The following is a 12,847-nucleotide window of genomic DNA, read 5'->3' on the forward strand; positions in this document are numbered from 1 at the left end:
ACAGCCCTTTTATTATTTTATTATTTTGGTCTATTTAAGCTTAGTTGTCTGTAGGAAATTGTGGCATTTATCTCTCCGCCGATTAATATAATAACTGAGCTTAAGTACAGCCAGGACATTAATGCTATAATTGCTCCAATACTGCCATAAATTTTAGAATAGCTTCCAAAGTGATTAACGTAATATGAAAAAGCAAAGGACGTTAAAATCCAGCCAACAGTAGTAAAAACAGCACCTGGAAAGGTTTCCTTAAAGGTTAATCTTTTACTTGGGGTATATTTATACACAGCATTAAAAACTATAAGCATTACTATTAGCCCAATAAAGTATCTAGCAAAGTCTAAAAAATACTCAGCTAGTTTTGGGTATTTAAAATGTGCTAATAAGAGATTTCCGCCAATTTCCCCGAAAACTAACAGTGCTAATGAAATAATAATAATTAATGCAAGGCCTAGTGTACACATTAGAGATGTGAATTGAACCTTAATGAAAGATCGGTTCTCTTTTTCATCATAAGCTTTGTTTAAGCAGCGAATAACTGCATTAAATCCATTGGAAGCGGTCCAGATTGTTGTTATCATACTTAAAGATAAAAGTCCACCTCTTTTAATATCAACTATTTCAATCACAGTTTTTTTTATTAATCCAAAAACTTCATTTGGCAGGATATTTTTTAGTACACCTAAAATATCCTGACTTTTAATAGAACTATACCCTAGTATTGTTAAAAGTAAAATTAAAAAAGGAAAAAGAGATAAAAGAAAGTTATATGCAAGCTGTGAACTCATTGCTGAGATTTCGTCGTCAATATATCTATAAAATAGACTTTTGAAAAAGTTTCTTGGTTTATTCTTATTCAAGTAAAACACCTCTATAATCTTTATCCATAATATTTTATTAAATTAATCATATTATTATACCTTACATGAATATACTTATCATCTATAAAACTTTTCATAAGTACCAATGAGATAATTAGAAAATTTCATGTAACTATGATATAATTTAAATGAAGCATAACTTTTTGTACAAACATTAGGAGGGTTGTTTTTGTATAAGTGTGAAATATGTGGTAAGGAAGCTGATATTCATCATATAGTTCATAAAAGCGAGGGAGGACTTGATTTTCCAGCTAATTATAAATATTTATGTTCAAAACACCACAGAGGTAAATATGGCCCACATAGAGATAATAAAATTGATATAACATATAAATTGGAGCTTCAAGAAAATCTTGATGAATTATTATATAAGGAATTTTATTCTATGAAAGAGCTTATTTTATTACTAGGTTTAAATAAAAGTAAGGCAAAGAAGCTCTTAAAAGATCTTCGGCTTTATAAGGAAGGCTACAAAAAAAGCGAAATAATATTTAGACTTATGGGAAAACACTGTTACAATGAGAATATGTTAGAAGATTATATTGATATGATGGTTATAAATATATAAAATTTAAATATAAATTAGTCTTATAGATACTAAAAAATGAAGACACTATTTTCTTGTCTAAAATGGAAAGCTTTCTATAGTATTTTCAATACAAAATTTGCAACAATAATAATGAGTGTTCCGTATAAAATAAAAGGAGGAATTTTTGTATGAGCGATAATGACTTAAGAAAGCAAAAAAAGGCTGAGCAGCTTGAAAATGAAAGAAGAGTAGAAAACCTAATAGATATAGTAGAAAATAAAACAAGAACAGATAGACATTTAGAGCAGCATTCTGATATAGGTGATCCTGATAGATTAGATCATGCAAAAGAAGTTCAAGATGCAAGAGAAGAACAAATTGAAAATCTTAAGAATACAATTGTATATGGAGATAATAGTAAAAATGATACTAAAGATCAAATTAATAATTTAAAAGATAATTATACTTTTGCTGAGGGATATATAAACCATAATGGAGATCATATGTCTGATAAAGCATATAATAACTTAAAGAAAAAACAAGAAAATAGAAAAGAACAATTAGATCAGCTTCAATAATATAAGCTGTGTGGTTTAATTTTTTAATCACACAGCTTTTTTTTATTTGCAGTTTATTATTAGATACTTGATGCTTTAAAGCATTCTAATAAAATTGAACATAAAAAATCTATTCAAGCAATATAATTTTAATAGATAAAAATAAAGAACAATTTATGCTCTTATGAATAAAATAATACTATGATTAAATTTTAGTGAGGTGGCGAGAGTTGGCATATGATGATCGCGAGCTTTTAGCAAGAATTATTAGGTGCGAAGCTGGTGGCGAAGGTGATAATGGCATGAAAGCAGTAGCCACAGTTGTTATGAATAGAGTTAGGGTTCCAGCTGGGGAATATCATAAAATTGGGCAAGGAGATATAAGAAAAGTTATTTATCAAAAGGGTCAATTTGATTGTATGAGAGGAGTCTTAGGAGGTCAAACTAATCCCCAAACTATTTGGTCAAATCCACCTGATGATGTACATTATGCTATAGCAGATTGGGCATTAGCTGGTAATAGGTTATTTACTATTGGTGCATCACTTTGGTATTTTAATCCCTTTAACCCTGAGTGCCCATATACCTTTCCTTATAATGGTACAGGAAGTTTTCAAGTAAGAGTTGTGAAGCACTGTTTTTATAATCCTACAGCGTTATATTATGAAACTTAATTTTGATATTATTAATTATATATAAGGAGGACTTTAATGATATCTGATTTTTATGAAGATTGTCCATTCAGATTTGCGCAAAATTCACAAATGACACCGGGGTACATACCTGTACCTAGCCAATATAGACCAATGTTTGAAACTGGACCAACAGGTATGCCAATTTTTACTGCAGGAATGCCACAGATGCAAGGAGGTAATTCAACTATGCCACTAAATCCTCATACACCTATACCGCAAAACCCTAATACACCTCAGGGACCAGGAGGCAGTACTGCTATACCACCATTTCCAGGTCCTGCACAAACTCCAGGAACAAATATTCCCGGACAAAACTTTCAGGATAATTTCGAAATGGCACCTGGTTCACCAATTCAACAGGATATTAATTATACACAAGGTTATTTAAGAACACAAATTGGGAAAAGAATGTTAGTTAGCTTTCTAATAGGAACTAGCACATATCAGGATAGAACAGGAGTGCTTGAAAAAGTAGGAATCAGCTATATAATATTAAAAGAGCCTGAGGGAACAGAATTATTATGTGATATCTATTCTATAAAGTTCGTGAGAATTTTTACAACTTCAGCTCAATAAAAAGATAAAGACCGCGAGAAGCGGCCTTTATCTTTTTATACTCCAAATTTTTCAAGTCTTAATTGCTTGTCCATACGTATATTAGATGTTATACTAAAAAAGTAAATAAAATTATTAAGATGGAGAGATGTATAATGAAACGTACTTCAATAAGTTTGCTATTAGCCTCAGTAATTATATTTTCGAATTTTATAGGTGTTAAGGCTGCTGAAAATCCTATGCCAAAGATAGATGGAAAAGCAGGAATAACAATGGACATAGATACAGGAGAAATTATTTATCAGAACAATATTGATAATAGATATTATCCAGCAAGTACTACGAAACTAATGACTGCTTTAATTTTTGCAGAAAATAAAAATAAGACAGATGAAATTAAATATACTGAAAGCGCAAAAGAACAGCCTCAAGATTCCATTGACAAGAATCTTCATCAAATGCAAATTGGAGATACCATGTCTGCAGAGGACACCATGGATGCTTTAATGCTATTTTCTGCAAATGATGCTGCAAATATGATGGCTGATAGCGTTAGTGGAAATGAAGAGAAATTCGTGCAATTAATGAACGATAAAGTTAGTAAACTAGGTTTAAAAAATACACACTTTGTAACAGCTAACGGACTACATGATGATCAGCATTATACTACACCCTATGATTTAAGCGTAATTGCAAGAGAAGCTTTTAAAAATGCTTGGGTTCAAGAAAGCATGCAAAAGAAAACAAGTAAGGTTTCAATCTCAGATGGAACAGTGTTAATATTAAATAACAGAAATAAAAACCTTGGCGTTAATGGTGCAGTTGGTGGAAAGACCGGATATACTTCTCAAGCTGGAAGATGCTTAGTAGAATTTTATAATAGAGGCGGAAGAAGACTTGTTGGGGTAGTAATGAAATCAGTTTATGACAATCAAGACAATGCCGTGTTTAATGATATGGAGAAGATAATTGATTGGAGCTATGAACAAAAGCCTGTATCTCTTAATAAAGCCGGAGATACTGTTAAGACAGAAACTATGTCATATAAGCCTTTTAGATTTTTTGGGCCTCAAAAGACTATAAATGTTCCTTTAGTAATTAAAGAAGACCTTAATTATTATGATAATGCTGTAAACAAAAAAGAAATAAAGGAAGATTTTAATTTAAGTAAATTAAATCTTTGGAGTTTGAGCAGTGATAAGCCTGTTGGTACTATGACACTAAAAGAAAGAGAAGTAGCTAAGGAATATAAGTTATATACTACAGTATCAACTAGCAGTATTATTAAAGCCAACCTTCTATTATATTTAGGTGCCATAGTGGTTTTAGTTTTGATCTTATTTGCAGTATTAATGATAATATTAAAGTTAAAGAATATTAGAAGAAGAAAATCAAATCGTTATTATTAATAGTAAAAAATAAGTAGTAAATAAATTAATTTATTAAATAAGAGAAAGCCTTGTAAGATTTTGAAATTTTACAAGGCTTTTGTTACATATATAAACATCATAAAAATTATAATTAAAGGGTATTTGATAGCTTTTAATAATTTTTTAACACGAAAAAAGTAAAAATTTGTAGTTCGAAATAAAACAGCAATATATTGATATTTTTTAGGTAACAAGTTAGAATTTTATTATAGGTATAAAAAGTAAATAGATGAATATTTAGGCGATGAATTAATAGCCTAATAGATATGGGGGAGGACATGGTTGTGGAGAAAGGGTCTATTACAATAAAAACGGAAATTAAGGCTTTACTAGGTGATTTAATAAAAAAATCGACAATAGTAATATTAATCATTCTACTATGCATTGCGGCAATAAAAACTAAAAGCAGTATAGCTCTTAAATATAATATGGTTGATTCAATTTTTGATGAATCAGAACCCATAGGAACATTGTCTATGCTTTTAGTATATTTTGTACTTGGAATTTTAATAATATTGCTTATTTTTGCTCTATATAAGCTTATTGTCTTGTTTTATGAACTCAAAAGAGTAACAGTAATAGATTTTGCACGTGAAAAAATTGTTGTTCAAAGTTACGATTTCCCCTTTGAAAAACAGATTGAAGAAAAGAGATTTAATCGTATTGTGGGAGTAGATATCCTTCAAAAGTCAATAGACAGAGCTGTAAATTCGGGAACATTATATTTAGAATATTTGGTACTTAGTAAAAATGATTCAAAACTTAGAGGAATAGAAATTCCAAATGTTTTAAATCCAATTAAAATAAAAGATAAGCTTTTAAATGAGTAATAGGGTCTGTTGCATTATTTGCAACAGACCTTAATAATTTAGTGTAAATATGTATACTATTCCTCAAATTTCAAATAATATATGAGATATTAAATTTTAATATATATATTTAAAATAAGAGGAGGCTTAGTTTAATGCAAAAGGTTATGAAAACTATGGATGGAAATCAAGCTGCTGCTCAGGTTTCATATGCTTTTACTGATGTAGCTGCAATATTTCCTATCACTCCATCCACGCCAATGGCAGAAACTGCAGATGAATGGGCTGCTCATGGAAAGAAGAATATGTTTGATCAGCCTGTAAAAGTGGTTGAACTACAATCAGAAGGAGGAGCTGCTGGAGCAGTTCATGGCTCGCTACAAGCAGGAGCTTTAACAACTACATATACTGCTTCACAAGGTTTACTTCTAATGATTCCTAATATGTATAAAATAGCTGGAGAACTTCTTCCTGGAGTTTTTCATGTTAGTGCGCGTGCTGTTGCCGCCCATGCACTTTCGATTTTTGGGGACCATCAAGATGTTATGGCTACAAGACAAACAGGCTTTGCACTTTTAGCATCATCAAACGTTCAAGAAGTAATTGACCTTGGATCCATTGCACATTTAAGCGCAATTAAGGGAAGAGTACCGTTTTTACATTTTTTTGATGGTTTTAGAACTTCACATGAAATACAAAAGGTTGAATTAATAGATTATGAAGACCTTTATAAATTAGTTGATCATGAAGCCATTAAAGACTTTAGAAATAGAGCCTTAAATCCAGAACATCCTGTTGTAAGAGGAACTGCTCAAAATCCGGATATATACTTCCAAGGCAGAGAGGCTTCTAACCCATTTTATTTAGCTATTCCTGATATAGTGGAAAATTACATGAAGGAAATTAAAAAATTGACTGGAAGAGAATATCACCCCTTTGTCTATTACGGAGACAAGGATGCAGAGAATATAATAGTTGCCATGGGATCTGTATGTGACACAATTAGTGAAGTAATCGACTATCTTAATGCAAAAGGTAATAAGCTGGGAATGATTAAGGTTCATCTCTACAGACCATTTTCAGAAAAATATTTCTTTGATGTGCTTCCAAAGACAGTTAAAAGAATTGCAGTATTAGATAGAACTAAGGAACCAGGCTCCATAGGTGAACCTTTGTACTTGGATATAACTAGACTTTTTTATAATAAAACAAATTCTCCATTAATTATTGGCGGAAGATATGGATTGGGTTCAAAAGACACTATACCTTCACAAATTGTTTCAGTATTTAATAATTTAAGCAGCAAAACGCCTAAAGATAGATTTACTATAGGAATAGTTGATGATGTTACACATACTTCTCTTGAAGAAGCTGAAGCTATAGAAACTACCGCACCAGGTACTATTAGCTGTAAGTTCTGGGGACTAGGTTCTGATGGTACTGTTGGAGCTAATAAGAGCGCAATAAAAATAATAGGAGATAATACAAATTTATATGCCCAGGCTTATTTCTCCTACGACAGTAAAAAATCTGGTGGAAGTACTGTTTCACATTTAAGATTTGGTAAAAATCCAATAAGATCACCATACTTAGTTTCACATGCTGATTATATAGCATGCCACAATAAGTCCTTCTTATATAATATAGATGTTTTGAAAGGCATAAAGAACAATGGAACCTTTGTATTAAATTGTCCCTGGAATCCTGAAGACTTAGAAAAGCATCTTCCTGCATTGGTTAAAAGACAATTAGCTAAAAATAATATTAACTTTTATATTGTAGATGCTGTTTCTATGGCACAGGACATAGGCCTTGGTAATAGAATTAATATGATTATGCAAATTGCATTTTTTAAACTTTCCAGTGTTATACCTATCGATGATGCAGTTAAATACCTTAAAGAGTCCATTGTAAAAAGCTATGGGAAAAAGGGTGAAAAGATAGTTCAAATGAACTATGCAGCAGTTGATAGAGGCTTAGAAGCAATTAGAAAGGTAAATGTACCAAAAGAGTGGGCTGATGCTAAGGATGAACCTAAGGAGGTAGAGGACGCTCCAGGGTTTATTCACAATATCCTTTGGCCTATGGCAAGGCACGAAGGGGATGATCTTCCAGTCAGTGCTTTTACGGGTATGGAAGATGGAACATTTCCACTCGGAACTGCTGCATATGAGAAACGCGGCATAGCCGTAAACGTTCCAGAATGGCAAATAGATAAATGTATACAATGCGGACAGTGTGCTTATGTATGTCCTCATGCAACAATCAGACAATTTGTATTAGATGAAGAGGAAATTACTAAAGCACCTGAAGCTTTCGAAACTAAAAAGGCAGCTGGTAAAGGGCTTGAAAGCTATGGCTATAGGATTCAAGTTTCTACTCTTGATTGCACAGGCTGTGGAAATTGTGCTGATATATGCCCGGCTCCTGGAAAAGCTCTTATTATGAAACCAATGGAAGAGCAAGCTGCAGTTCAGGTTAAAAATTGGGAATATGCAATCACTGTAAAGCCAAAGGAAGGCTTACTAGATAGAAATACCTTAAAAGGAAGTCAGCTTTATACACCTTTATTGGAATTTAACGGTGCTTGTCCAGGTTGTGGTGAAACCCCATATATAAGATTGCTTACTCAATTATTCGGAGAAAGAATGATGATTGCAAATGCAACAGGATGTTCATCCATTTGGGGCGCAAGTGCTCCCTCAATTCCATACACCAAGAACTTAGATGGAAAAGGTCCTGCTTGGGCAAATTCACTCTTTGAAGATAATGCAGAGTTTGGTTTTGGTATGTACCTTGGGGCAAACCAAATAAGAGATAAAATTAAAGATTTAATGCTTGAAGGTATTGAGTCAGACTTAAATGAGGAAGTAAGAGCAGTATTTAGAGAATGGATTGATAGTATGAATAATGCCGATACTTCTAAAGAAACCTCTCATAAAGTAACTGAAATTCTGAGTAATCCAAAATATTCATCACATAGAATTGCTAAAGAAATATTGGATAGAAAAGACTACTTAGTTAAAAAGTCCTTCTGGATGATTGGAGGAGATGGCTGGGCTTATGATATAGGTTATGGCGGCTTAGACCATGTGCTGGCATCTGGTGAAAATGTAAATCTATTTGTAATGGATACAGAGATATACTCAAACACAGGAGGTCAATCTTCTAAGTCTTCTCCTACTGGGGCAGTGGCAAAATTTGCAGCTTCTGGGAAAAATACAAGAAAGAAAGATCTTGGTATGATGGCAATGAGTTATGGCTATGTATATGTAGCTCAAATAGCCATGGGAGCTAATATGAACCATGCCATTAAAACCATAGTTGAAGCGGAAAAATATGATGGACCGTCCATAATAATTGCCTACGCACCTTGTATAAGTCATGGTATTAAGGTTGGTATGGGTAGTAGTATGAAGGAAGAAAAGAAAGCTGTGGATTCAGGATATTGGCATTTATATAAATACAACCCAATGCTAAAAGAAGAAGGTAAGAATCCATTTACTTTAGATTCAAAGGAACCATCAGCTCCTTATAAAGATTTTATTGAAGGAGAAATTAGATATGCATCCTTAAAAACTATCTTCCCTGAAAGAGCAGATAAGCTATTTACAGAGGCAGAGAAAAATGCCAAAGAAAGATATGACAATTACAAGAGACTTGCAGAAATGCAGTATTAAAAAATCCCCTTTATGGGGATTTTTTAATTAACAGCCTATTTTTCATTTTCATCAACATATTCTTTGGCATTTAAAACTCCAATTTCGTCTGGAATTGCCACATTAGATAATTCCTTAGTCTTTTCGATATTAGCCCATGCTGCAGTTTCATGATTTTCAATTGGCACTTCTTTGAATTTTTCTTTGTAATAATTTGACATACTATTCCTCCTTTTAGTCGGAAACACTGAGCAATTAAGCCCTCTCGCTCCCGCTCGCATCACTGGGTAGTCTAGCTTGCCGATTACTCATGGTTAGACTACCCGTATAAGCCCATTTAGGGCTTATTCCTCGTAAAAGTCCATTTAGGACTTTTACCTCCTTCGCATTCCATTTAGATTGCAATAATTATTAATTATTACCTTCCTTATCCATAGTTAGTATTTACAAAGAAAATAAAACTATTAAGGAAATTTTGTAGAATAAATAATATAAATAAATAAATACTATATTTGATAATTTTTAAAATTAATTTTAGAGAGGAGTATAAAAATGGATGCAAATAGTTTTCCAATGAAAATCAGTCCTCAAACCCAAAATAAGCAGCCAGGAATAGAAGCAGTTATGAATCCAAGACCTATTTTTGAAGATACAGATTATAAAGCTTCCAATAAACTATTAAATAAGGTAGCTGTAATAACTGGTGGAGATAGTGGAATAGGCAGAGCAGTAGCGGTAAATTATGCCTTGGAAGGTGCGGATATTGCTATTATCTATTTAAATGAACATAATGATGCAGATGAAACTAAGAAAATAATTGAAGGTAAAGGGAAAAAATGCATTGCAATTCCTTGCGATATTGGTGAAGAGAAAAACTGTTTCGACGCTGTAAAAAAAGTTATTGATACCTTCGGAAAAATTGATGTCCTAGTCAATAATGCAGCAGAACAACATGCTCAAAACAGTATCGAAGATATTACCAAGGAACAACTTGAAAAGACTTTTAAAACTAATATTTTTTCAATATTCTATATGGTAAAGGCTTGTTTACCACATATGAAAGAAGGAAGCATCATAATAAATACTTCATCTGTTACAGCCTATAAAGGTCATGAAACTTTAATAGATTATTCTTCAACAAAAGGAGCAATTGCAACCTTCACACGATCCTTAGCAATTTCCTTAGCTGTTAGAAAAATAAGAGTTAATGCAGTAGCTCCAGGCCCAATATGGACACCATTAATACCATCCTCTTTCAATGCGGAAGAAGTAGGAAAATTCGGTAGCAATACAAATATGGGCAGACCAGGCCAGCCAGTTGAGGTAGCTCCAGCCTATGTCTTTTTAGCATCTGATTCTTCCACATTCATTACAGGAGAAACAATACACGTAAACGGCGGAGAAATAATCAATGGGTAAAAGGCCTAAATGGCCTTTTACGGCCACCCTTCCAGGGTCGCTTGGTACGTTAGGGTGGCCCGGGTCGTAGACAAATATTTTTGTCAGACTATATAGTAAAATATACTATGAAAAAAGTTAATTAAAATAACAAAATGTATTGCCATATAATAAAATATGTAGTATAATGAATGTATACAGAGGGAGTAGCTTCCTGTAAACAGGTACAAAATCGTCAGTACGGCAGTAATGCCCGGTTTTGTATAGAAAAGTAGCGAGACTCTGCAGTGGTACAAATATGTATTGCTGCAGAGTTTTATTTTTTAAATAAATAACATAAAATATGTAAGAGGAGGAGATAATTTGAAAGTTAAAAATGCAATGTTTATGGTTTTATTTTGGATATGTATGGCACTATTATTTAATTTTGGTATCTATATGTTTCAAGGCAGTGAAAAGGCTCTACAATTTTTAGGGGGATATGTAATCGAACTTAGTTTAAGTATGGACAACCTATTCTTATTTTTGCTAATTTTCGAAGCCTTTAAAATACCATCAATTTATCAGAAAAGGGTATTAAGCTTTGGAATATTTGGTGCAATATTATTAAGATTTATCTTTACTATGCTTGGAGTTACAATAGTAAATAGATTCCACTTTGTGCTTTATATATTTGGAATTGTTCTTCTTATAAGCGGTTATAAAATGATGTTTGGAAATGAAGAAGATAAAAACTATAGAGATAGTAAAATAATGAAGGTGCTGGGCAAAGTTATACCAATTACAAATAGTTTACATGGAGAAAAATTCTTTGTTAAAATAGATAAGGTTCTTTATGCAACTCCATTATTTGCCATACTTGTCCTAATTGAGTTTTCTGATATTTTGTTTGCTATAGATTCAATACCAGCAATATTTTCTATAACAACTAATCCTTTTATTGTGTATACCTCCAACATATTTGCTATTTTGGGTCTTAGAAGCTTTTATTTTGTACTTCAAAAACTAAACAATTTATTCTGCTATGTAAAATATGGCGTAGCATTAATACTTTCATTTACAGGTATTAAGTTATTGCTGCTTATGTTTAATTTAGAGATATCACTACCTATTTCTCTTGGCATTATATTCACAGTGCTTGCTTTAAGTATTTTATGTTCAGTTCTATTTCCAAATAAAAGTCAAAGAAAGGTTGAAAATTTTTAAACATTATTAGTATTAAAAATAAGTCAAAAAAGAGGAGATTTAAAAAGTTAGATCTCCTCTTTATTTTTTTAATGCTAAAGAATCTACAAATTTATTAATCTTTTCTTTATATTCTTTTTCATTTGCTTTATATGATTCTAAGTATCCAGCCTTTGGAGCAATATATATAGATTTAAAAGCTGGCTTTAAATTAAATAAAGCTTCACTCATAGCTTTTGGAATATTAGTATCATTTTCACCATGAATAAATAATACAGGTGTAGAAATCATTTTAATATAGTTTATAGGGGAAGCTTCCTTAAAGGTAAATTCATTATTATATTTATTAACTTTTTCAGTATAGAATAATAAAAATTTAACAATAAAAGGATTTCTAATATTATAGTTTTCCTGCAATTTTAGTTTAAATAGCTGTTCTAAATTTGAATAAGAGGAATCGGCAATATAAAAACTTACCCTTTTGCTAGTTTCATTAAGTGAGGCCTGTAAAAGAGCAGTAGCGGCCCCTAAACCCTCTCCATGAACTCCGATAATTCCACCTTTATTTTTAGCAGCTACCCAAGTGATCCATCTGTCTAAATCAAATTTTTCCGCAAATCCAAAAGTTATGTTTGAACCACCTGTTTTACCATGATTTCTGCTATCATAAATTAGTACATTAAAGCCTTTATCCAAATACATATCTATATATTTTAGTGAGGAATATCGACTTCCTGAAAAATCATGAAGAAGAATTATTGTGTTTTTTGTGGGAGTTGGATTTACTAAGTAGGTCCCGTAAAGCCTGTAATTATTTCTTGAGCCTACAGAAACATCTTCTTTATGTATTGATGAATATCTAATTTCATCTATGAAGGATTTATTTTGACTATAAAGGTCTGCACCTTTATGAGTATCTGCTTCAAAAAAACATTTATAAAATTTATTACCAACATAGAGACCATATGAATTAATACAAAAAAATAAAATAAGTACTGTGGATACAATAAATTTCGGTAATAATTTTTTCTTTTTTGCAGATTTATTTTTAAGTGTAAATATCTGAATTGGCACACCCATTTTACATCACCCTTGACACTACTAATATAACAATATAATTTTACATTTAAATAACAATTTTGAAAAGTG

The 12,847-nt window shown here is 31.8% G+C and carries 12 protein-coding genes; 9 read left to right on the forward strand and 3 right to left on the reverse strand.

From position 1 onward, the window contains the following. Positions 1-20: 20 nt before the first annotated feature. Entirely contained in the window at positions 21-860 is an 840-nt protein-coding gene (locus ACJDUH_RS05755; RefSeq protein WP_406764204.1) for a YihY/virulence factor BrkB family protein, read from the reverse strand. Positions 861-1,050: 190 nt separating this feature from the next. Here ACJDUH_RS05755 and ACJDUH_RS05760 point away from each other — a divergent pair, with 190 nt between their 5' ends. The 7 genes from ACJDUH_RS05760 (at position 1,051) to nifJ (ending at position 9,136) form a co-directional block, all read left to right on the forward strand. Further along, positions 1,051-1,449, forward strand: coding sequence for an HNH endonuclease (locus tag ACJDUH_RS05760; protein ID WP_406764205.1), 399 nt, complete (start codon positions 1,051-1,053; stop codon positions 1,447-1,449). Positions 1,450-1,598: 149 nt separating this feature from the next. Continuing rightward, a complete protein-coding gene (locus tag ACJDUH_RS05765; protein WP_406764206.1) occupies positions 1,599-1,988 on the forward strand; it encodes a hypothetical protein in 390 nt (129 codons plus the stop codon). A gap of 209 nt (positions 1,989-2,197) precedes the next feature. Continuing rightward, positions 2,198-2,641, forward strand: coding sequence for a cell wall hydrolase (locus ACJDUH_RS05770; RefSeq protein ID WP_406764207.1), 444 nt, complete (start codon positions 2,198-2,200; stop codon positions 2,639-2,641). 36 nt (positions 2,642-2,677) lie between these two features. Next, on the forward strand, positions 2,678-3,238 hold the full coding sequence (locus ACJDUH_RS05775) for a hypothetical protein (protein ID WP_406764208.1): 561 nt from the start codon (positions 2,678-2,680) through the stop codon (positions 3,236-3,238). Positions 3,239-3,372: 134 nt separating this feature from the next. Further along, positions 3,373-4,626 (forward strand): D-alanyl-D-alanine carboxypeptidase family protein, encoded by a 1,254-nt coding sequence (locus ACJDUH_RS05780; protein WP_406764209.1) that lies wholly within the window; start codon positions 3,373-3,375, stop codon positions 4,624-4,626. Positions 4,627-4,931: 305 nt separating this feature from the next. Beyond that, positions 4,932-5,477 carry a hypothetical protein gene (locus tag ACJDUH_RS05785; RefSeq protein WP_406764210.1) on the forward strand — a complete coding sequence of 182 codons (546 nt, stop codon included), beginning with the start codon at positions 4,932-4,934 and terminating at the stop codon, positions 5,475-5,477. Positions 5,478-5,611: 134 nt separating this feature from the next. Continuing rightward, on the forward strand, positions 5,612-9,136 hold the full coding sequence (gene nifJ / locus ACJDUH_RS05790) for a pyruvate:ferredoxin (flavodoxin) oxidoreductase (protein ID WP_406764211.1): 3,525 nt from the start codon (positions 5,612-5,614) through the stop codon (positions 9,134-9,136). A gap of 35 nt (positions 9,137-9,171) precedes the next feature. On the opposite strand, the gene ACJDUH_RS05795 is transcribed toward nifJ, so the two are convergent. Continuing rightward, positions 9,172-9,336: a CDIF630_02480 family spore surface protein gene (locus tag ACJDUH_RS05795; RefSeq protein WP_406764212.1), complete on the reverse strand. Its 165-nt coding sequence runs from the start codon at positions 9,334-9,336 to the stop codon at positions 9,172-9,174. 331 nt (positions 9,337-9,667) lie between these two features. Here ACJDUH_RS05795 and ACJDUH_RS05800 point away from each other — a divergent pair, with 331 nt between their 5' ends. Together ACJDUH_RS05800 and ACJDUH_RS05805 are read left to right on the forward strand one after the other, a co-directional pair. Beyond that, positions 9,668-10,534, forward strand: a complete 867-nt coding sequence (locus ACJDUH_RS05800) for an SDR family oxidoreductase (RefSeq protein WP_406764213.1) — start codon at positions 9,668-9,670, stop codon at positions 10,532-10,534. A gap of 315 nt (positions 10,535-10,849) precedes the next feature. Next, entirely contained in the window at positions 10,850-11,719 is an 870-nt protein-coding gene (locus ACJDUH_RS05805; protein ID WP_406765016.1) for a TerC/Alx family metal homeostasis membrane protein, read from the forward strand. A 60-nt stretch (positions 11,720-11,779) separates the two neighbouring features. Here the strand turns inward: ACJDUH_RS05805 and ACJDUH_RS05810 are convergent, their stop codons facing one another. Continuing rightward, a complete protein-coding gene (locus tag ACJDUH_RS05810; RefSeq protein ID WP_406764214.1) occupies positions 11,780-12,778 on the reverse strand; it encodes an alpha/beta hydrolase in 999 nt (332 codons plus the stop codon). Positions 12,779-12,847 lie beyond the last annotated feature (69 nt).

Origin of the sequence: Candidatus Clostridium radicumherbarum (assembly GCF_045310525.1) — a bacterium.
GTDB lineage: Bacteria > Bacillota > Clostridia > Clostridiales > Clostridiaceae > Clostridium_AT > Clostridium_AT radicumherbarum.

What these genes read in the sequence shown, in the direction of transcription:
- ACJDUH_RS05765 (WP_406764206.1), top strand. Translation starts at nt 1,599, where the DNA reads ATGAGCGATAATGACTTAAGAAAGCAAAAAAAGGCTGAGCAGCTTGAA.
- ACJDUH_RS05775 (WP_406764208.1), top strand. Translation starts at nt 2,678, where the DNA reads ATGATATCTGATTTTTATGAAGATTGTCCATTCAGATTTGCGCAAAAT.
- ACJDUH_RS05780 (WP_406764209.1), top strand. Translation starts at nt 3,373, where the DNA reads ATGAAACGTACTTCAATAAGTTTGCTATTAGCCTCAGTAATTATATTT.
- nifJ (WP_406764211.1), top strand. Translation starts at nt 5,612, where the DNA reads ATGCAAAAGGTTATGAAAACTATGGATGGAAATCAAGCTGCTGCTCAG.
- ACJDUH_RS05795 (WP_406764212.1), bottom strand. Translation starts at nt 9,336, where the DNA reads ATGTCAAATTATTACAAAGAAAAATTCAAAGAAGTGCCAATTGAAAAT.
- ACJDUH_RS05800 (WP_406764213.1), top strand. Translation starts at nt 9,668, where the DNA reads ATGGATGCAAATAGTTTTCCAATGAAAATCAGTCCTCAAACCCAAAAT.
- ACJDUH_RS05810 (WP_406764214.1), bottom strand. Translation starts at nt 12,778, where the DNA reads ATGGGTGTGCCAATTCAGATATTTACACTTAAAAATAAATCTGCAAAA.